We start from the raw sequence: 18518 nt of genomic DNA on the forward strand, positions 1-18518 counted from the left end.
GGCCTGCCCGCCCGGGGCCTGCCGACCGGCCCGGAGGGCGAGCGCACCACGGGGGAGGGCGCATGACGGGCACCGACCACCACGCCGTCGTCGTCGGCGGCGGACTCGCCGGCGTCACCACGGCCCTCGAACTCGCCGACGCCGGGCTCCGGGTCACCCTGCTCGAAGGCCGCCCCCGACTCGGCGGGCTCGCCTTCTCCTTCAAGCGGGGCGACCTCAACGTCGACAACGGCCAGCACGTCTACCTGCGGTGCTGCACGGCCTACCGGTGGTTCCTCGACCGCGTCGAAGGCGCCGCCCTCGCCCCGCTCCAGGACCGGCTCGACGTACCCGTCCTCGACGTCGCCCACCCCGGCGGGCCGCGCCTGGGACGGCTGCGCCGCGGAGGCCTGCCCGTGCCCCTGCACCTCGCCGGAGCACTCGCCCGCTACCCGCACATGTCCCTCGCCGAGCGCGCGAGCGTCGGCCGCGCCGCCCTCGCCCTGCGCCGCCTCGACCCGGCGGACCCGGCCCTGGACGGCCTGGACTTCGCCACCTGGCTCGGCCGCTACGGGCAGTCCGCCCGCACCATCGAGGCCCTGTGGGACCTCGTCGGCGTCGCCACCCTCAACGCCACCGCCGAACACTCCTCGCTGGGCCTGGCCGCCATGGTCTTCAAGACCGGCCTCCTCTCCGAGAAGAACGCGGCCGACATCGGCTGGGCCCACGTACCGCTCGGCGACCTCCACGACACCCTCGCCCGCAGGCAGCTCGACGCGGCCGGGGTACGGACCGAGCTGCGCACCCGCGTCACGGCCGTGACCCGTACGCCCGAAGGGGCCTGGCGGGTCGACACCGAGGAGGAGTCCCTCGAGGCGGGCACCGTCGTCCTCGCCGTACCCCAGCGCGAGGCGCACGGGCTGCTGCCCGCCGGCGCCCTCGCCGACCCCGACAAGCTCCTCGACATCGGCACCGCACCGATCCTGAACGTCCACGTCGTCTACGACCGCAAGGTGCTCAAGCAGCCCTTCTTCGCCGCACTCGGCTCCCCGGTGCAGTGGGTCTTCGACCGCACCGAGTCCTCCGGACTCCCCGACGGCGGCCAGTACCTGGCACTGTCCCAGTCCGCCGCCCAGGACGACATCGACGAACCCGTCTCGGTGCTGCGCGCCAAGTACCTGCCCGAACTGGAGCGGCTGCTGCCCGCCGCGCGCGGGGCCAAGGTACGGGACTTCTTCGTCACCCGGGAGCGGACCGCGACCTTCGCGCCCGCGCCCGGGGTCGGCCGGCTGCGCCCCGGGGCGCGGACCGACACGCCGGGGCTCTACCTGGCCGGTGCGTGGACTGCCACGGGTTGGCCCGCGACCATGGAGGGCGCCGTCCGGAGCGGACTGAGCGCGGCCCAGGCCGCCCTCGCCCCGCTCGGCCGCCATCGCGAACACCCTCTGCAGGAGGCGGCATGACGACCACCACCACGACGACGACCGGCACCACCGGTGTCACGAGCACCACGAGCACAGCACGTACAGGAACAAGAGGAGAGCCAGTGAACCCGGGGAATCCGGCTGTCGAGAACACGGATGCCAGTGTGGGCGCAGCCGGAAGGGGCGTGGAGAACGCCGACACCGTCGCCCTCCTGGAACGCGGCCGTACGATGTCGACCCCCGCGCTCCGCGCGGCCGTGGACCGGCTCGCCGCGCCCATGGACACCGTCGCCGCCTACCACTTCGGCTGGATCGACGCCCAGGGCCATCCGGCCGACGGCGACGGAGGCAAGGCCGTCCGCCCCGCCCTCGCCCTGCTCTCCGCCGAGGCCGCGGGCGCCGCGCCGGAGGTCGGCATCCCCGGCGCCGTCGCCGTCGAGCTCGTGCACAACTTCTCGCTGCTCCACGACGACCTGATGGACGGCGACGAGCAGCGCCGCCACCGCGACACCGTGTGGAAGGTGCACGGACCGGCGCAGGCCATCCTGGTCGGAGACGCCCTCTTCGCCCTTGCCAACGAGGTCCTCCTCGAACTCGGCACCGTCGAGGCGGGCCGCGCCACCCGCCGCCTGACCACCGCCAGCCGCAAGCTCATCGACGGCCAGGCCCAGGACATCTCCTACGAGCACCGCGAGCGCGTCAGCGTCGAGGAGTGCCTGGAGATGGAGGGCAACAAGACCGGCGCCCTGCTCGCCTGCGCGGTCTCCATCGGTGCCGTGCTCGGCGGCGCGGACGACCGTACGGCCGACAAGCTGGAGGAGTACGGCTACCACCTCGGCCTCGCCTTCCAGGCCGTCGACGACCTGCTCGGCATCTGGGGCGACCCGGAGTCCACCGGCAAGCAGACCTGGAGCGACCTGCGCCAGCGCAAGAAGTCCCTGCCGGTGGTCGCCGCCCTCGCCGCCGGCGGGCCGGCCTCCGAGCAGCTCGCCGAACTGCTCGCCGCCGATGCCAAGAGCAGCGACTTCGAGAACTTCTCGGAGGAGGAGTTCGCGGCCCGCGCGGCGCTCATCGAGGAGGCCGGCGGCCGCCAGTGGACCGCGGACGAGGCGCGTCGCCAGCACGCCGTCGCGATCCGGGCCCTGGACGACGTCGACATGCCGCAGCGGGTGCGCGAACAGCTCGTGGACCTCGCCGACTTCGTCGTCGTACGCAAGAGGTGACCGCCACCCGACAGCGGATATGAATCGCGAGTCGCCGGCCGGAGCCGCCACCTGAGCGTGGCGCGCACCGGCCGACGGCGGACCCCAGCACAGCACAGGACACTGTTCTAAGGGGAAGCCATGACAGCGACGACCGACGGCAGCGCGGAGAGCGCCGGCGCCGGCAGCGAATCCACCCCGGGCGCCCCGCCGCCCGGCCCCGCCGGGGCGGCCGCTCCGGGGACCGAGTACGGGCTCGCGGGCCCGCCCGGCCCGGCCAACGTGCCCGTGGCGGTCACGGAGCGGATCACCGCCCCGCCCGACCCGGCCCGGCGATCCGGCGCGCCGCCCGCCCACCGGCAACCGGGCCCGCCCGGCGCGGGCCGCACCGCGGCGGACCTGCCCCAACAGCCGGAAGGCAGCCCGCGCGAGGTGTACGAGGCCACCGCGCGCGCGACCCGCCACCTCTTGGACCGCCAGGACCCTGCGGGCTGGTGGAAGGGCGACCTGGAGACCAACGTCACCATGGATGCCGAGGACCTTCTGCTGCGCCAGTTCCTCGGCATCAGGGACGAGGCCACCACCTACGCCGCCGCCCTGTTCATCCGCGGCGAGCAGCGCGAGGACGGCACTTGGGCCACCTTCCACGGCGGACCGCCCGAACTGTCCGCCACCATCGAGGCCTACGTCGCGCTGCGCCTGGCCGGGGACCCGCCGGACGCCCCGCACATGAGCCGCGCCTCGGCCTGGATCCGGGCCAACGGAGGGATCGCCGCCGCCCGCGTGTTCACCCGGATCTGGCTCGCCCTCTTCGGCTGGTGGAGCTGGGACCACCTGCCCGAACTCCCGCCCGAGCTGGTGTTCCTGCCGTCCTGGGTGCCCCTGAACATCTACGACTTCGGCTGCTGGGCCCGCCAGACGATCGTCCCGCTCACCGTGGTCTCCGCGCTGCGCCCGGTCCGCCCGGGCCCCTTCGCCCTCGACGAGCTGCACACCGACGCGCGGACGCCCTGGCCCGCACCCCGCCTGGCCCCGCTGGCCAGTTGGGACGGCGCCTTCCAGCGGATGGACAGGGCCCTGCACGTCTACCGGCGGTTCGCCCCGCGCCGGCTGCGCAAGGCGGCCATGGGCACCGCCGCCCGCTGGATCGTCGAGCGCCAGGAGAACGACGGCTGCTGGGGCGGGATCCAGCCGCCCGCCGTGTACTCCGTCATCGCGCTGCACCTGCTCGGCTACGACCTCGGGCACCCGGTGATGCGCGCGGGACTGGAATCCCTGGACCGGTTCGCGGTGCGGCGCGAGGACGGCGCCCGGATGATCGAGGCCTGCCAGTCCCCGGTGTGGGACACCTGCCTCGCCGCCATCGCACTCGCCGACGCGGGTGTGCGCCCCGACCATCCCGCCCTGGTCAAGGCCGCGGACTGGATGCTCGGCGAGGAGATCACCCGCACCGGCGACTGGGCGGTGCGCCGGCCGGGCCTCGCCCCCGGAGGCTGGGCGTTCGAGTTCCACAACGACACCTACCCCGACATCGACGACACCGCCGAAGTCGTCCTCGCCCTGCGCCGGATCAGACACCCGGACCCGGTCCGGGTCGACGCGGCCATCGCCCGCGGCGTGTCCTGGAACCTCGGCATGCAGTCCAAGGACGGAGCGTGGGGCGCCTTCGACGCCGACAACACCAGCCCCTTCCCGAACAGGCTGCCCTTCTGCGACTTCGGCGAGGTCATCGACCCGCCGTCGGCCGACGTCACCGCGCACGTGGTGGAGATGCTCGCCTTCGAGGGCCGCGCGGGCGACGCCCGCACCCGGCGCGGCATCGCCTGGCTGCTCGACGCACAGGAGCCGGACGGCAGCTGGTTCGGCCGCTGGGGCACCAACTACATCTACGGCACCGGGTCGGTGGTGCCCGCGCTCACCGCGGTCGGCATCGCGCCGGGACACCCCGCGGTCCGGCGGGCCGTGCGCTGGCTGGAATCCGTACAGAACGACGACGGCGGCTGGGGGGAGGACCAGCGCTCCTACAAGGACCGCGCGTGGGCCGGGAAGGGCGCCTCCACCCCCTCGCAGACCGCGTGGGCGCTCATGGCCCTGCTGTCGGCCGGTGAACGGGACGGCAAGGCCGTCGAACGGGGCATCGCCCACCTGGTCCGGACCCAGCGGGCGGACGGCTCCTGGGACGAGCCGTACTTCACCGGGACCGGCTTCCCCTGGGACTTCTCCATCAACTACCACCTGTACCGGCAGGTGTTCCCGCTGACCGCACTCGGCCGCTACCTGTACGGGGAACCGTCCGTCCCGGCAGGCCCACCCGCCGGGGGCCCCTGATGTCCGCCGCCGAGGGCGACCGGGAGGCCCGGGGCGGCCCGCTGCTCGTCGCGTGCGCCCTGCGCATCGAGCAGGTGGCGCTGCGCAGCGCGGGGCACGGCTGCGTACGCGGTACGGACCGGGCGCAGGCCGGGACGCACACCCTGCTGCGCACCGGAATGGGCCCGCGCGCGGCCGAACGGGCCCTGCGCCGGACCCTGGACCGGGCCGGCATGGACCGGGCCGCCGTCCTCGCCACCGGGTTCTGCGCCGGGCTCGTCCCCGGCATGAGCCCGGGCGACCTCGTCGTCGCGGAGGAGACCCGCGACCCGCGGGGGACCGTCCCCTGCACCGGGACCGCGCTGCTCGCCGAGGCGCTGGCCCGGGCCGTCCCCGGCCGGACCGTGCACACCGGCCCGCTGACCGGGTCCGACCACGTCGTCCGCGGCCAGGAGCGCGCACACCTGCGCGCCACCGGCGCCGTCGCGGTCGACATGGAGTCCGCGGCGACCCTCTGGGCCGCGGTCCGGGGCGCGGACCGCCTCGTTGCGGCCGTCCGGGTGATCGTGGACGCCCCGGAGCATGAGCTCGTCCGAATCGGCACGGTGCGCGGGGGAATATCGGCCTTCCGTGTTCTGCGTGCCGTACTGCCCGCGTTTTACGAATGGCACCGTTCTTCGCTGCTCCCCAGGAGGTGAGCCAGATGGCCATGCCGCTGCGCCAGACCGTCAGGGTCGGGACCTATCTGCTCGAACAGAAGCTCCGCAAGCGTGAGAAGTTCCCGCTGATCGTGGAGCTGGAGCCCCTCTACGCGTGCAACCTGGCCTGCGAGGGGTGCGGGAAGATCCAGCACCCGGCAGGAGTGCTCAAGCAGCGCATGCCGGTGGCCCAGGCGGTCGGGGCCGTACTGGAGTCCGGTGCGCCCATGGTGTCCATCGCGGGCGGAGAGCCCTTGATGCACCCGCAGATCCACGAGATCGTCCGGCAATTGGTGGCACGGCGGAAGTACGTCTTCCTCTGCACCAACGCGCTGCTGCTGCGCAAGAAGATCGAGAAGTTCACACCCTCCCCGTACTTCGCCTTCGCCGTGCACATCGACGGCCTGCGCGAGCGCCACGACGAATCGGTGGCGAAGGAAGGCGTCTTCGACGAGGCGGTCGAGGCCATCAAGGAGGCCAAGAGGCGTGGCTTCCGGGTGACCACGAACTCCACCTTCTTCAACACCGACACCCCGCAGACGATCATCGAGGTCCTCAACTTCCTCAATGACGACCTGAAGGTGGACGAGATGATGATCTCGCCCGCCTATGCCTACGAAAAGGCACCGGACCAGGAGCACTTCCTGGGCGTCGACCAGACCCGCGAACTCTTCAGGAAGGCCTTCGCGGGCGGCAACCGGCGGCGCTGGCGGCTCAACCACTCCCCGCTCTTCCTGGACTTCCTGGAAGGGAAAGCCGATTTCCCCTGCACGGCCTGGGCCATTCCGAATTACTCCCTCTTCGGCTGGCAGCGCCCCTGCTATCTGATGAGCGACGGCTATGTGCCGACGTACCGGGAGCTCGTGGAGGAGACCGACTGGAACAAGTACGGCCGCGGAAAGGACCCGCGCTGCGCGAACTGCATGGCGCACTGCGGCTACGAGCCCACCGCCGTCCTCGCCACCATGGGCTCCCTCAAGGAATCCCTGCGGGCCGCCCGGGAGACGGTCGGAGGCAAGCGGGACGGATCGGCATGAGCCCGGCGGACGAGGGGCCGGGCGGCGGGTTCGACCTCGGCGCCCTGCTCGCCGCGCGCGGGGCGGAGCGGTACGAGCTGCACGCCCGCCACCTCAACCACCAACTGCCCCGGATGCTGCGCACCATCGGCTTCGACAAGGTCTACGAACGCGCCGAGGGAGCCCACTTCTGGGACGCCGAGGGCAACGACTACCTCGACATGCTCGCCGGCTTCGGGGTGATGGGCCTGGGCCGCCACCACCCCGTCGTCCGGCGGGCGCTGCACGACGTGCTGGACGCCCAGCTCGCCGACCTCACCCGCTTCGACTGCCAGCCGCTGCCCGGGCTGCTGGCCGAGAAGCTCCTGTCGTACAGCCCCCACCTGGACCGGGTCTTCTTCGGCAACAGCGGCACCGAGGCGGTGGAGACGGCCCTGAAGTTCGCCCGGTACGCCACCGGGCGGCCCCGGATCCTCTACTGCGACCACGCCTTCCACGGGCTGACCACCGGCTCGCTGTCGGTGAACGGCGAGGGCGGGTTCCGGGACGGCTTCGCACCGCTGCTGCCCGACACGGAGGTGGCGCTGGGGGACCTGGCAGCCCTGGAGAGGGAGCTGAAGCGCGGGGACGTCGCCGCCTTCGTCGTCGAGCCGATCCAGGGCAAGGGGGTCCTCGCGGCCCCGCCGGGATTCCTGCTCGCCGCGCAGGAGCTGCTGCACCGGCACAAGGCGCTGCTGATCGCGGACGAGGTGCAGACCGGTCTGGGACGTACCGGGGACTTCTACGCGTACCAGCACGAGCCGGGTGTGGAGCCCGACCTGGTGTGCGTGGCCAAGGCGCTGTCGGGCGGCTACGTGCCGGTCGGCGCGACCCTGGGCAAGGACTGGATCTTCAAGAAGGTCTACTCGTCCATGGACCGGGTGCTCGTGCACTCCGCGAGCTTCGGTTCCAACGCGCAGGCGATGGCGGCCGGGCTGGCGGTGCTGTCCGTCATGGAGGACGAGCACCTCGTGGCCCGCGCGCGGGCCACCGGCGACCTGCTGCGCGGGCGGCTCGCGGCCCTGGTGGACGAGTACGAGCTGCTGTACGAGGTGCGCGGGCGCGGCCTGATGATCGGCATCGAGTTCGGGCGGCCCACCTCGCTGGGGCTCCGCAGCCGCTGGACCATGCTCCAGGCGGCCCGCAAGGGCCTCTTCGCGCAGATGGTCGTGGTGCCGCTGCTGCAGAAGCACCGGATCCTCACCCAGGTCTCCGGGGACCACCTGGAGGTGATCAAGCTGATTCCGCCGCTGGTCCTGGGCGAGCAGGACGTGGACCGGTTCGTCGCCGCCTTCCGCGAGGTCATGGACGAGGCGCACGGCGGGTCCGGTCTGATGTGGGACTTCGGCAGGACGCTGGTGAAGCAGGCCGTCGCGGCGCGCTGACGACCTGCGTCCCCGCCCCCGGCCCGAGGCCCCGGGCTCCGGGTCCCGGGCTCCCGGCTTCGGGGCCCGGCTCCGGGTCCAGGGTCCCGGGTCAGACCAACAGCCGGTCCCGGAGCCGGTCGAGGGTCTCGGGCTTCAGCCCGAGGCCCTCCGCCAGGTAGCGGTCCACCCCGCCCCAGACCTCGTCGATGGTGTCGAAGGCGGCGACCAGGTACTCGGCGCGGGCGTCGAAGAGCGGCGCGAGCAGTTCCATCACCTCGGGCGAGCGGGCCTCGGCCGACTCGGAGCTGCGGCGCACGCGGTAGCGGCGGTGCGGGGCGTTCGACTCCAGGTAGTCCGCCACGATCGCCTCGCGCTCGACGCCGACGGCGAGCAGGGTGACGGCGACGGAGAGGCCGGCCCGGTCCTTGCCGGCCGCGCAGTGCAGGAGGGCGGGGACGCTGTCATCGGCGATGGCGTGGACGACCCGGCTGTGCTCGGCGGTGCGGGTCCGGATGATCCCGCGGTAGGAGTTCGCCATCCGGGCAGCGGCCTTGCCGTCGCCGAGGATCGCGCGGAGCTGGTCGAGGTCGCCGTCGCGGACCAGCCGCCAGAACTCCCGGCCGTCCGCCGGGTCCGAGAGCGGGATGTTGACGTTCCGCACGCCGGGCAGTTCGACGTCCGGGCCCTCCAGGGCATGGTCGGCGCCGTTGCGGAAGTCGAAGACGGTGTGGAGGCCGAGCGAAGCGAGGAACTCTGCATCGGTTTCCGTGGCATGTGCGAGATGTCCGCTTCGGAACAGTCGTCCCGTCCCGACCCTTCGACCATCAGAAGTCGGCAATCCGCCCACATCGCGGAAATTGCGCACTCCGGTCAGCTCCGGCTCCTGTATCTGCTGGGTCACGGGAACTCCTTCACCTTCTCTTGGGGCGTCTGTCCGAATTGAGCTGTTTGGCGCCAACTTGCCATATCCGGAGGCGAGATCGGGCACCGCCCCGTGAGCCAGATCATACGGTGACCGTGAGTGCCTGATCGTCAAAGCCGAATGGCCCGGTGGGGACGGCTGTTGGCGGAGCGGAATGGACGGAGGGTGACCGGAATTCCGGCGGTCCCTCATACCTGTGAATCCGTCAGGGAATTCACGGCTTGTTCGGCGTACCCGCAAGGGATTACCTTCGCGATCGATCCGGGTGGATCGCCGAATCCTGCCGCCGCCCGGAAACCGCAACCGAACCATTTCGCGCGGCAGGAGCGGGGGAACCAGGTAAGCCGCTGTGCCGGAGATCTTTTCTCCGATACGGCTCGGGGTGAAGTCGTTCATGTCCCGTACATGTGCGGCCGGACATCTCCAGTCCGAACCCGACAGCTCACCTCGCAGGCGCCGGAGAGGAATGCGTCATGCCTGCAAAGGGTAAGCACCGCCGTCCCAAGTCCCTTTCCATTTCCCGCGGATTCGCGGTCGCAGGCACCGGCGGCGCGGCCCTCGCCCTGCCGCTGATCGGCGCGGCCGGCGCCCACGCGGCCGGCGCCCCGGCGGCGGCCCCCGCCGTCGCACCCGCCGTGGCCCCGCAGGTCCCCGCCGCCCTCCAGGCCGCCCCGGCGGCCGCCGTGCAGGCCGCGCCGACCGTCTACACGGTCGTCCCGGGCGACTGCCTCTCCGAGATCGCCGCCGAGCGCAACCTCTCCGGCGGCTGGGAGCGGCTGTACGAGCAGAACCGCGAGGCGGTCGGCAGCGACCCGTCGCTGATCCACCCCGGCCTGAAGCTGACCCTCGGCGGTCGCGGCGAGGCCTCCCCGGTCGACGCCGCGCCCGCCCCGCGCGCCGTCCCCGCCCCGCGCACCGCCCCCGAGTCCGCTGCGAAGGCGGCCCCGAAGGCCGAGTCGAAGCGGGCCGGGCAGCCCGCCGCCCCGCAGGCGCAGCAGGACTCCGCCCCGGAGGCGCCCGCCGCCGCGCAGCCGGCCGCCTCCGGATTCGTGGCCCCGGTCAGCGGTGGCATCTCCACCCAGTACAAGGTCGCGGGCGCCATGTGGTCCTCGGGCTACCACACCGGTGTCGACTTCATCGCGGCCATGGGCACCACCGTGAAGGCCGTCGGCGCGGGCACCGTGGTTTCCGCCGGCTGGAGCGGCTCCTACGGCAACGAGGTCGTCATCCGGCACGCCGACGGCAAGTACTCCCAGTACGCCCACCTGTCCCAGCTCTCCGTCTCCTCCGGCCAGAGCGTCACCGCCGGCCAGAGCCTCGGACTCTCCGGCTCCACCGGCAATTCGACCGGCCCGCACCTGCACTTCGAGATCCGCACGAGCCCGTCCTACGGCTCGGACATGGACCCGATCGCCTACCTCCGCTCGAAGGGCGCCAGCCTCTGACGGCAGCCGCCGACGGAGCACGGACACGCGTGGGGCCGGGACCCGAGGGGGGTCCCGGCCCCACGTGTACTTATTCCTTATCTCCCGCGTGGTACAGATCACGGCCCGTCAACCCCTCATTACGTTGGCGTAGGTTGGTTACGGGAGTGAAGGATGGGTTCTCGTGGCAGCGACGACGACGAAACTCAAGAACATCGGCTCGTACGCGGCGATCGGGGACAGCTTCACAGAGGGCGTGGGGGACCCGGGGCCGGGGGAATCTTTTCTGGGCTGGGCGGACCGGCTCGCCGTGCTCCTGGCCGATCAGCGCGAAGAGCACGACTTCCGGTATGCGAATCTCGCGGTGCGCGGGAAGCTCCTCGACCAGATCGTGGCGGACCAGGTACCGAGAGCCAAGGCCCTCGCCCCGGACCTGGTCACCTTCTGCGCGGGCGGCAACGACATCATCCGGCCCGGCAGCGACCCGGACGACGTGGCGGAACGGTTCGAGGCGGCCGTGGCCGACCTCACCGGAGCCGTCGGCCACGTCATGATCACCACCGGCTTCGACACCCGCGGCGTGCCGGTCCTCAAGCACATCCGGGGCAAGGTCGCGACGTACAGCGCGCACGTGCGCGCCATCGCCGACCGCTACGACTGCCCGGTGCTCGACCTGTGGTCGCTGAGGTCCATACAGGACCGGCGCGCCTGGGACGCCGACCGGCTCCACCTCTCGCCCGAGGGCCACACCCGCGTCGCACTGCGCGCCGGGCAGGTGCTCGGCCTGGAAGTGCCGACCGACCCCGACCAGCCGTGGCCGCTGCTGCGCCCGCGCGGCTCGGTGGACGTGACCCGCGACAACATCCAGTGGGCCCGCGAGTACCTGGTGCCGTGGATCGGCCGCAGGCTGCGCGGCGAGTCCTCCGGCGACCACGTCGAGGCGAAGCGGCCGGACCTGCTGCCGCTGTAGCCGCCGTACGAGCGCAGCCGCAGGACGACGAGGCGGGCGGCAGGGGCAGGCGTGAGGGGCGGGCGGAAGGGGCGGGCGGAAGGGGCGGGTGGAATCCTTCGGGGCCGGTGTGCGTTGGGACGTTCGTAGCGATACGACCGCACCGACCCCATCCTCCCTGGAGGCGCTTTGACCGGCTCCCGTCCCCTCCGTCCGCGGCTGCGCGCCCTGCGGCCCGAAGCCTTCGGCGCGGACCCGTCCGGCCCCAGGCTGGAGCGGATCCGCCGCTCGCCGAACTTCGCCGACGGCGTCTTCCAGAACCCGGTCGGGGCCCGCAACAGGCCCTCGGGGTCTATGACGGAGTTCGCGAAGATCTACTTCCACCGCGAGCAGCGGCTGCGGCGCAGTCCCGCGGCGGCCATCCCGGTGCACCCGACCACCCTCGCGGACCTGGCGAAGCCCCCTGTCAGCGGTCTGCGTCTGACCTGGATGGGCCACTCCAGCGTGCTCGCGGAGATCGACGGGCGCCGGGTGCTGTTCGACCCGGTGTGGGGCGAGCGCTGCTCCCCCTTCCCCTTCGCCGGCCCCAAGCGGCTGCACCCCGTGCCGGTTCCGCTGGCCGCACTGGGCGAGGTGGACGTCGTGGTCATCTCGCACGACCACTACGACCACCTCGACCTGCCGACGATCAAGGCGCTGGCCGGTACGGACACGATGTTCGCCGTCCCGCTCGGCGTCGGCGCGCACCTGGAGCGCTGGGGCGTGTCGCCCGAGCGGCTGCGCGAGCTCGACTGGAACGAGACCACCAAGATCGCCGGGCTGTCCCTCACGGCGACCCCCGCCCGGCACTTCTGCGGTCGCGGCCTGCGCAACCAGCAGCACACCCTGTGGGCCTCCTGGGTGGTCGCGGGCGACGAGCACCGGATCTACCACAGCGGCGACACGGGCTACTTCCCCGGCTTCGCGGAGATCGGCGCCGCGCACGGCCCCTTCGACGCCACGATGATCCAGATCGGTGCCTACTCGGAGTACTGGCCGGACATCCACATGACCCCCGAGGAGGGCATGCGCGCCCACCTCGACCTCCAGGGCGGCACCCCGCACGGCACGATGCTGCCGATCCACTGGGGCACCTTCAACCTGGCCCTGCACCCGTGGGACGAGCCGGGCGAGGGCACGCTGGCCGCCGCCCAGGGAGCCGGAGCGGCCGTCGCGCTGCCGATCCCGGGCCAGCCGTTCGAGCCCGGCGCCGAGGGGGCTCCCGGTGAGCCGTGGTGGCGCCCGTTCGTCGCCGGGGCAGCGGCGGGCGGACCCGTGGACGGGCCTGCGGCCGTGCCCCCGCGCGAAGCCGGCGGTGCGGCGGCGACAGCGGCCCGCGTGGCGTCGTCGGCAGTCGGCGGACAGGAGAAGCCGGAGTCCGTCGGGTCGTAGCGGACGGCATCTCGTGGCGGTCGGCATCGAGCGCCGGGTGCCGGCCGCCGGCTCCCGGGCCGGGGAGTGGCGGCCGGCGTCGTACGAGCGTGCCAAGAGGGGCGCCGCCGGGCGGCCGCAGCGGCCTGACCGGCGCATTCGGGCTGCTGTACGAGCGCTCCACCGGGAGCGGGAAGCACCCCCGCGAAGTTCGCCAACTGGCAGTCCGGGGCGGGACAGCGGGGTCTAGCGTGGGTATTCGGTGATCAACACCGGGCCCCGGGAACGCTGGGGGCCGGGCCCCACGTACCGAGGACGCCGATGTCCGGACTCCGCGCCGCCCGCCACGCCCCGTCGAGACACGCCGTCACCGGTCCCGGCCGGCAGATACGCCCCCAGCTGGTACGCGCCGCCCTCCTGCCCACGCTCGCCGCCGCCCTCAGCGGCGCCGCCGCGGTGATCTTCACCCTTCAGCTCGGCGGCGGGGCCGGCGACCGCGACGCCCGGCTCTGGCCGGTGCTCACGGGCTGCGCCCTGCTCACGGTCGGCGCCCTCGCGGCCGCCCTGCTCGGGGCCCAGCGCGCGGCCAAGGCCGTACGGGACCGGTGCGAGGCGCTGCGCCGCTCCAGCGTGCGCGGGCGCCAGGAGCTGCGGACGGCCGCCGACCGGCTGGAGCGGGGCGAGGCCCCGCCCCGGCCGGTCCGGGGCGGGCCGAACGCCCCGCTCACCGGGGGCGACCCGGCCGGCGTGGACGAGTTCTGGCTGCTCTCCCAGGAGCTGCGCGGCGCCCGCGAACAGGCCCACACGACCCTGGTACGGCTGGCCGCACCGGCCGCCCCGACCGACAGCGAGCGCAAGGTCGAGGTCTTCGTCAACCTCGCGCGCCGCCTCCAGTCCCTCGTCCACCGCGAGATCTCGCTGCTGGACGAGATGGAGGACACGGTCGAGGACCCGGACCTGCTCAAGGAGCTCTTCCACGTCGACCACCTCGCCACCCGGATCCGCCGCCACGCCGAGAACCTCGCGGTGCTGGGCGGCGCGGCCTCGCGCCGCCAGTGGACCCGGCCGATCGACCTGAGCGAGGTACTCCGCTCCTCGGTCGCCGAGGTCGAGCAGTACACCCGGGTCAAGGTCGTGCCGCCGGCGGGCGGCAGCGTCCGCGGACACGCCGTCGCCGATGTGGTGCACCTGCTGGCCGAACTCGTCGAGAACGCCACGGTGTTCTCCGCCCCCGACACCGATGTGGTGCTGCGCGCCGAGCGGGTCACCGCCGGCATCGCGGTCGAGGTGGAGGACCGGGGACTGGGCATGCCGGCCGAGGAGCAGCACCGGATGAACACCCTGCTCGGGGACCCCGACCAGGTCAGCGTCCGCAGCCTGCTCGCCGACGGGCGGATCGGGCTGTACGTCGTCTCGGCGCTGGCGCGGCGGCACGGGATCGCGGTCGAGCTCAAGTCGAACATCTACGGCGGCGTCCTCGCGGTGCTGGTGCTGCCGCAGGAGCTGCTGGGCGCGGCCGACGCGGCGGACGCGGCCGGGGGCTCACGGGTGACGCCGCCGCTGGAGCCGGCCCGCATGCCGCTGCCCCGCAGGGCGGGCCCGACCGTCCCCACCCCCCGCCCCGAACCCGACCCGGCCCCCGCCGAGACCTGGGGCGCCACCACGACGGGCACCGGCGGCCTACCGCCGGCCCCGTCGGGGCACGCACCCGAGACCGCCGCGGGCCCCCGGCCGGCCGAGCCGGGTGAGCCTGCGGCCGCGTGGCCGAGTGGACCCGAGGCGGAGGTGCAGGCTGCGCCTGTGGTCGGCCGGGCACACCGCCGGGAGGCCGCCCGTGGGCCGGACGCCCGGCCGGCCCCCGGCGGTGCCCTGTCGGGCGAGCCCGCCAGCGGGCCGGCGGATGCCGCGACCTGGGCCGAGCCCGAGGCCGGTACGCCGGCCGGACGGTCGGCAGGTCGGGAACCCCGCTTGGCGTCGGACGCCTGGCCCGCACATGGCGGCGCGGAGCCGGCCGAGCCCGGGACCGGGCCGGAGCCCGGTGCCGTGGCGGACGTGTGGGACTCGTCCGGCACCCCGCCCGGCGGACGGGGCGACGCGTGGGCCGCGACCGACGGTGACCCGTCGGGTCGGCCAGGGTCTGGGATCTGGCGGTCGGGAGAGCCCGAGGCCTGGCCAGAGCCGGGGGCCGCGCCGCAGGCGGCGCCTGCGGCCGACAGGTCGGACCGGCGAGGGCTCGGCGCCGCGGTGGACACCTGGCCGTCGAGCGAGCCCGCTACCGGGCTGGCTCCCGGTTCCACCGCCGACGCCTCCGGGGCCCCGTCCGCCTTCTGGGGCACAGCCGGGGCCGCTGCGGATCCATGGACCGGCGGTGGGCCAGGGGCTGTGGCCCGGCCGGAGCCCGGTTCCGCGGCGGCTGCCCGGCCGGGGAACGAGCCGCACGCCGGGGCGGCGGCCGGTACCTGGTCCGCTCCCGGCATCGGAACGTCGGGCGGGCCCGGGCCCGACGGTGGGCCGTCGGGCGACTCATGGGCGGCAGCCCGGCCCCGGACCGGGGCGGGGGAGTCCGACGGGCACGCCGTGGGCGAGCGGCCCGAGCTGCCCCGGCGCCGCGCGCAGCAGCACCTCGCGCCCCAGCTGCGCGAGGCACCGGCCCCGCGGCGCCCCGCGGACGCCGAGCAACCCGTGCACGACCCCGGCCTCATGGCCGCCTTCCAGCGGGGCTTCGGCCTCGCGCAGTCGGAGAACCAGGTATGACCCCCAGCACCCCCCGCAACCCCAGCGCGTTCAGCAACCTCGGCAAGGAGCACACCACCATGAGCGGCAACATGGCGACGAAGACCGGCAGCCGGCTCTCGGACCTCGACTGGCTGCTCAGCGGCCTGGTCCAGCGCGTGCCCTACACCCGCAGTGCCGTACTGCTCACCGCCGACGGGCTCGTGACCTGCGTACACGGCATGGACCCCGACAGCGCCGACCACATGGCGGCCCTCGCCTCCGGCCTCTACTCGCTCGGCCGCAGCGCCGGCGCCCGGTTCAGCGAGGGGGCGGAGGTACGGCAGGTCGTCGTCGAGCTCGACACCGCGCTCGTCTTCGTGTCCGCGGCCGGATCCGGGACCTGCCTGGCCGTCCTCGCCGACCGGGAGGCCGACGCCGGCGTGCTCGGCTACGAGATGGCGATGCTGGTGAAGAGCGTCCGCCCGTACCTCGCGGCGGCGCCCCGGCGGCCCGCCGCGAACGTGGAGCGATGAGGGCCCACGGCAGGGGGGCGTACGGGAAAGGGCGGGACACACCGTGGCTCGACGGATCGGCGGGGCGGGTCATGCGCCCGTACACCGCCAGCGGCGGCCGGACCAGACCGGGCATCGCGCTCGACCTGCTGTCGCTGATGACCGCGACCGGGGTGCGCCCGCGCATCCCGCTCGGGGCCGAGCACACCCTCGCGCTGCGATTGTGCGCCGGCACGGCAGCGGTCACCGTCGCCGAGCTGGCGGGCCAGCTGAGGCTCCCCGCCGCAGTGGTCAAGGTGCTGCTGTCCGATCTCATGGATTGCGGGGCCGTGATGGCGCAGTCGCCGCGGTTCCCCGGCGAAGGGTCGCTCGCCGCCGATGACCAGTCCCTCCTCCTGGCGGTGCTCGATGGCCTACGCAAACGACTGTGACGCCCCCGTCACACTGAAGGTGCTGGTCGCGGGGGGTTTCGGGGCGGGGAAGACCACCTTCGTGGGCGCGGTGAGCGAGATCGAGCCGCTGAGCACGGAGGAACGGCTCAGCGACCTCGGCACCGATGCCGACCCGCTGCACGGGGTCGAGGCCAAGACCACGACGACCGTCGCGCTCGATTTCGGCCGGATCACCCTGGACGACCGCCACGTGCTCTACCTCTTCGGCACGCCCGGCCAGCACCGGTTCTGGTTCCTGTGGGAGGAGCTGTGCGCGGGCGCGCTCGGCGCCGTGGTGCTCGCGGACACCCGCCGCCTCGCGGACTGCTTCCCGGCCGTGGACTTCTTCGAGCGGCGCGGCATCGGCTTCGTCGTCGCCGTCAACGAGTTCGACGGCTGCCACCGCTACACGCCCGACGAGGTCCGGGACGCGGTGGGACTGGGGCCCGAGGTGCCCGTCGTACGGTGCGACGCGCGCCTGACCAGCTCCGGGACGGTGACGCTCGCCGCCCTGGTCCGTCACCTGCTGTGCACGGCCGCGTCCCGATCGACATCAACGCCACTGTTAACAGAGTCGGGGGAAACGTGATGCTCTACTACGAATCGACCGGACACCTGCTGCTCACACCGGTGGACCGGGAGGCGCCCGCGCGGGCCGTCCGGCTGCGCGAACTGGGTCTGGGAGAGCGGGTGGACACCGAACTGGACGCCTTCGCGCGGCGCGTCGCGGACGTTCTCGGCGCCCCCTACGCGGGGGTGAACTTCGTCGGCGAGGAACGCCAGTTCTTCGCGGGGCTGCACCATGCGCCCGACGCCCCCGAGAGCGGTTACCCGGCGCGGGTCCTGGCCCGCGACCACGGCTACTGCCCGCACGTGGTGGTGCGCAGGCGCGCGCTGGTGCTGGAGGACGTGCGGGACTTCGCCCGGTTCGCCGGCAACGTGGTGGTGGACGGGAGCGGGGTCCGTTCCTACCTGGGTGCACCGCTGACCGACCGGCGCGGGATCGTCCTGGGCACGGTGTGCGCGGTGGACGTGGTGCCGCGGCGGTGGGGGACGGAGGGGCTCGCCACCGCGAAGGAGCTGGCGGCGGAGCTCGTGGCGCTGCTGCACGAGCGGGAGGACCGGCGCGTGTGAGCACGGTTGTCGGTGGCGGGGGCTACGGTCGTCGGACGAGGATCCACCGGAGCCGGAGGCTGGAGAGGAGTCCCGGGGATGGCCACCACCGTGCAGGACGTCCGCCTGATCGCACTGTCCCTCCCGGACAGCACCGAGAAGCCGGCATGGGGCATGCCGACCTTCCGGGTGGGCGGGAAGATCTTTGCCGCGCTCGCCGACGACGACACCTCGATCGGGGTGAAATGTCCCAAGGAGGAACGGGCCGAGCTGATCGCGGCGGAACCGGAGAAGTTTTTCATGCGTGCAGGTCACGACGACAACTACGCGTGGATCCGGGTCCGCCTGGCGGCGGTGCAGGACGAGGCCGAGCTGCGCTCGATCCTGACCGACTCCTGGCTCCAGGCGGCCCCGAAACGCCTGGTCGCGGCCCATCCGGAGCTGACGTCAGGCAGCGCCTGACCTGATCGTGAACGGGTGGCGGAAAGGCGCGCGCGACCACCCACTGAAATGCGGTATCGTTCTCATGCGCGTTCGGCCAGGGGAAACCCCAGGTCAGCGGGCATCGGGACGTGGCGCAGCTTGGTAGCGCACTTGACTGGGGGTCAAGGGGTCGCAGGTTCAAATCCTGTCGTCCCGACTCGAAAGAGTCGCAGGTCGAGGGCCGTTTTGGAGCAATCCGAAACGGCCCTTCGGCTATTTCCGGGCCCCGGCCGATGCCGCCCGCGAGCCGTATCCACCCCCCCCGGCGACAAGATCGCGAACGCCGGCCGCTCGGGCACACGCTCAGACGAAGGCGCAGCTCAGGGGCCGTTCCAGAGGGGTTTGAAACGGCCCCCGACCTGTCCGCGGGCCGGGATCAGGTCGCGTTGCGGGGGGTGTTGGTGTCGGGGATCCAGGAGCCGTGGAGGCCGGCGGTGACGCGGTGGGGGAGGTGGATGGTGGCGAGGGTGGTCAGGCCGGCTGCGTCGAGGATGAGGAGTTGTGAGGCGTCTTGTTTGAGGTCGGAG

At 73.3% G+C, this 18518-nt stretch carries 17 protein-coding genes, 1 tRNA gene and 1 riboswitch; of the genes, 16 read left to right on the forward strand and 2 right to left on the reverse strand.

Going from position 1 to position 18518, the window contains the following annotated elements; genetic code table 11:
• Window positions 1-62: 62 nt before the first annotated feature.
• From hpnE to E6U81_RS35790, 6 genes are all read left to right on the forward strand, one after another.
• Window positions 63-1442 carry a hydroxysqualene dehydroxylase HpnE gene (gene hpnE / locus E6U81_RS35765; RefSeq protein ID WP_136234176.1) on the forward strand — a complete coding sequence of 460 codons (1380 nt, stop codon included), beginning with the start codon at window positions 63-65 and terminating at the stop codon, window positions 1440-1442.
• On the forward strand, window positions 1439-2626 hold the full coding sequence (locus E6U81_RS35770; protein WP_206310107.1) for a polyprenyl synthetase family protein: 1188 nt from the start codon (window positions 1439-1441) through the stop codon (window positions 2624-2626). Before hpnE ends, E6U81_RS35770 begins: the two co-directional genes overlap by 4 nt.
• A 285-nt stretch (window positions 2627-2911) precedes the next feature.
• The gene (shc, locus tag E6U81_RS35775; protein ID WP_136234191.1) at window positions 2912-4933 is read left to right on the forward strand and encodes a squalene--hopene cyclase; all 2022 of its coding nucleotides are present in this window, start codon (window positions 2912-2914) and stop codon (window positions 4931-4933) included.
• Window positions 4933-5610 (forward strand): 1-hydroxy-2-methyl-2-butenyl 4-diphosphate reductase, encoded by a 678-nt coding sequence (locus tag E6U81_RS35780; RefSeq protein WP_136234178.1) that lies wholly within the window; start codon window positions 4933-4935, stop codon window positions 5608-5610. Before shc ends, E6U81_RS35780 begins: the two co-directional genes overlap by 1 nt.
• A 5-nt stretch (window positions 5611-5615) precedes the next feature.
• Window positions 5616-6647: an adenosyl-hopene transferase HpnH gene (gene hpnH / locus E6U81_RS35785; protein ID WP_136234179.1), complete on the forward strand. Its 1032-nt coding sequence runs from the start codon at window positions 5616-5618 to the stop codon at window positions 6645-6647.
• Complete coding sequence (locus E6U81_RS35790) at window positions 6644-8050, forward strand: aspartate aminotransferase family protein (protein ID WP_136234180.1); 1407 nt, start codon at window positions 6644-6646, stop codon at window positions 8048-8050. The genes hpnH and E6U81_RS35790 overlap by 4 nt, the downstream gene beginning before the upstream one ends.
• A 91-nt stretch (window positions 8051-8141) precedes the next feature.
• On the opposite strand, the gene E6U81_RS35795 is transcribed toward E6U81_RS35790, so the two are convergent.
• On the reverse strand, window positions 8142-8933 hold the full coding sequence (locus E6U81_RS35795; protein ID WP_136234181.1) for a tyrosine-protein phosphatase: 792 nt from the start codon (window positions 8931-8933) through the stop codon (window positions 8142-8144).
• A gap of 282 nt (window positions 8934-9215) precedes the next feature.
• Window positions 9216-9423: riboswitch (cyclic di-AMP (ydaO/yuaA leader) on the forward strand.
• 4 nt (window positions 9424-9427) lie between these two features.
• Between E6U81_RS35795 and E6U81_RS35800 the strand changes: the two genes are divergently transcribed.
• The 10 genes from E6U81_RS35800 (at window position 9428) to E6U81_RS35845 (ending at window position 18148) form a co-directional block, all read left to right on the forward strand.
• Window positions 9428-10399, forward strand: a complete 972-nt coding sequence (locus E6U81_RS35800; RefSeq protein ID WP_136234182.1) for a M23 family metallopeptidase — start codon at window positions 9428-9430, stop codon at window positions 10397-10399.
• A gap of 163 nt (window positions 10400-10562) precedes the next feature.
• Complete coding sequence (locus E6U81_RS35805; protein WP_136234183.1) at window positions 10563-11348, forward strand: SGNH/GDSL hydrolase family protein; 786 nt, start codon at window positions 10563-10565, stop codon at window positions 11346-11348.
• A 168-nt stretch (window positions 11349-11516) separates the two neighbouring features.
• On the forward strand, window positions 11517-12758 hold the full coding sequence (locus E6U81_RS35810; protein ID WP_136234184.1) for an MBL fold metallo-hydrolase: 1242 nt from the start codon (window positions 11517-11519) through the stop codon (window positions 12756-12758).
• A gap of 300 nt (window positions 12759-13058) precedes the next feature.
• Entirely contained in the window at window positions 13059-15491 is a 2433-nt protein-coding gene (locus E6U81_RS41440) for an ATP-binding protein (RefSeq protein ID WP_240804212.1), read from the forward strand.
• A 71-nt stretch (window positions 15492-15562) separates the two neighbouring features.
• Window positions 15563-15985: a roadblock/LC7 domain-containing protein gene (locus E6U81_RS35820; protein WP_136234192.1), complete on the forward strand. Its 423-nt coding sequence runs from the start codon at window positions 15563-15565 to the stop codon at window positions 15983-15985.
• Between the two features lie 71 nt (window positions 15986-16056).
• Window positions 16057-16395, forward strand: coding sequence for a DUF742 domain-containing protein (locus E6U81_RS35825; RefSeq protein ID WP_240804213.1), 339 nt, complete (start codon window positions 16057-16059; stop codon window positions 16393-16395).
• Complete coding sequence (locus E6U81_RS35830) at window positions 16373-16984, forward strand: ATP/GTP-binding protein (protein WP_136234186.1); 612 nt, start codon at window positions 16373-16375, stop codon at window positions 16982-16984. Before E6U81_RS35825 ends, E6U81_RS35830 begins: the two co-directional genes overlap by 23 nt.
• Window positions 16984-17529: a GAF domain-containing protein gene (locus tag E6U81_RS35835; RefSeq protein ID WP_136234187.1), complete on the forward strand. Its 546-nt coding sequence runs from the start codon at window positions 16984-16986 to the stop codon at window positions 17527-17529. Before E6U81_RS35830 ends, E6U81_RS35835 begins: the two co-directional genes overlap by 1 nt.
• Before the next feature lie 78 nt (window positions 17530-17607).
• Window positions 17608-17970 (forward strand): MmcQ/YjbR family DNA-binding protein, encoded by a 363-nt coding sequence (locus E6U81_RS35840; protein WP_136234188.1) that lies wholly within the window; start codon window positions 17608-17610, stop codon window positions 17968-17970.
• 104 nt (window positions 17971-18074) lie between these two features.
• Window positions 18075-18148 (forward strand) — tRNA-Pro (locus tag E6U81_RS35845).
• A 219-nt stretch (window positions 18149-18367) separates the two neighbouring features.
• On the opposite strand, the gene E6U81_RS35850 is transcribed toward E6U81_RS35845, so the two are convergent.
• Window positions 18368-18518, reverse strand: a 151-nt coding sequence (locus E6U81_RS35850) for a carotenoid oxygenase family protein (RefSeq protein WP_136234189.1), incomplete at its 5' end; no start/stop codon positions are given.

Origin of the sequence: Streptomyces sp. A0592 (genome assembly GCF_004795115.1) — a bacterium.
Taxonomy (GTDB): Bacteria; Actinomycetota; Actinomycetes; order Streptomycetales; family Streptomycetaceae; genus Streptomyces; species Streptomyces erythrochromogenes.

Excerpts from the sequence above, each read along its gene's own strand:
- E6U81_RS35820 (WP_136234192.1), top strand. The coding sequence starts at position 15,563 with ATGGCGACGAAGACCGGCAGCCGGCTCTCGGACCTCGACTGGCTGCTC.
- E6U81_RS35770 (WP_206310107.1), top strand. The coding sequence starts at position 1,439 with ATGACGACCACCACCACGACGACGACCGGCACCACCGGTGTCACGAGC.
- hpnE (WP_136234176.1), top strand. The coding sequence starts at position 63 with ATGACGGGCACCGACCACCACGCCGTCGTCGTCGGCGGCGGACTCGCC.
- E6U81_RS35790 (WP_136234180.1), top strand. The coding sequence starts at position 6,644 with ATGAGCCCGGCGGACGAGGGGCCGGGCGGCGGGTTCGACCTCGGCGCC.
- E6U81_RS35840 (WP_136234188.1), top strand. The coding sequence starts at position 17,608 with ATGGCCACCACCGTGCAGGACGTCCGCCTGATCGCACTGTCCCTCCCG.
- E6U81_RS35835 (WP_136234187.1), top strand. The coding sequence starts at position 16,984 with ATGCTCTACTACGAATCGACCGGACACCTGCTGCTCACACCGGTGGAC.
- E6U81_RS35825 (WP_240804213.1), top strand. The coding sequence starts at position 16,057 with ATGCGCCCGTACACCGCCAGCGGCGGCCGGACCAGACCGGGCATCGCG.
- E6U81_RS35780 (WP_136234178.1), top strand. The coding sequence starts at position 4,933 with ATGTCCGCCGCCGAGGGCGACCGGGAGGCCCGGGGCGGCCCGCTGCTC.
- E6U81_RS35830 (WP_136234186.1), top strand. The coding sequence starts at position 16,373 with ATGGCCTACGCAAACGACTGTGACGCCCCCGTCACACTGAAGGTGCTG.
- E6U81_RS35800 (WP_136234182.1), top strand. The coding sequence starts at position 9,428 with ATGCCTGCAAAGGGTAAGCACCGCCGTCCCAAGTCCCTTTCCATTTCC.
- E6U81_RS41440 (WP_240804212.1), top strand. The coding sequence starts at position 13,059 with ATGTCCGGACTCCGCGCCGCCCGCCACGCCCCGTCGAGACACGCCGTC.
- hpnH (WP_136234179.1), top strand. The coding sequence starts at position 5,616 with ATGGCCATGCCGCTGCGCCAGACCGTCAGGGTCGGGACCTATCTGCTC.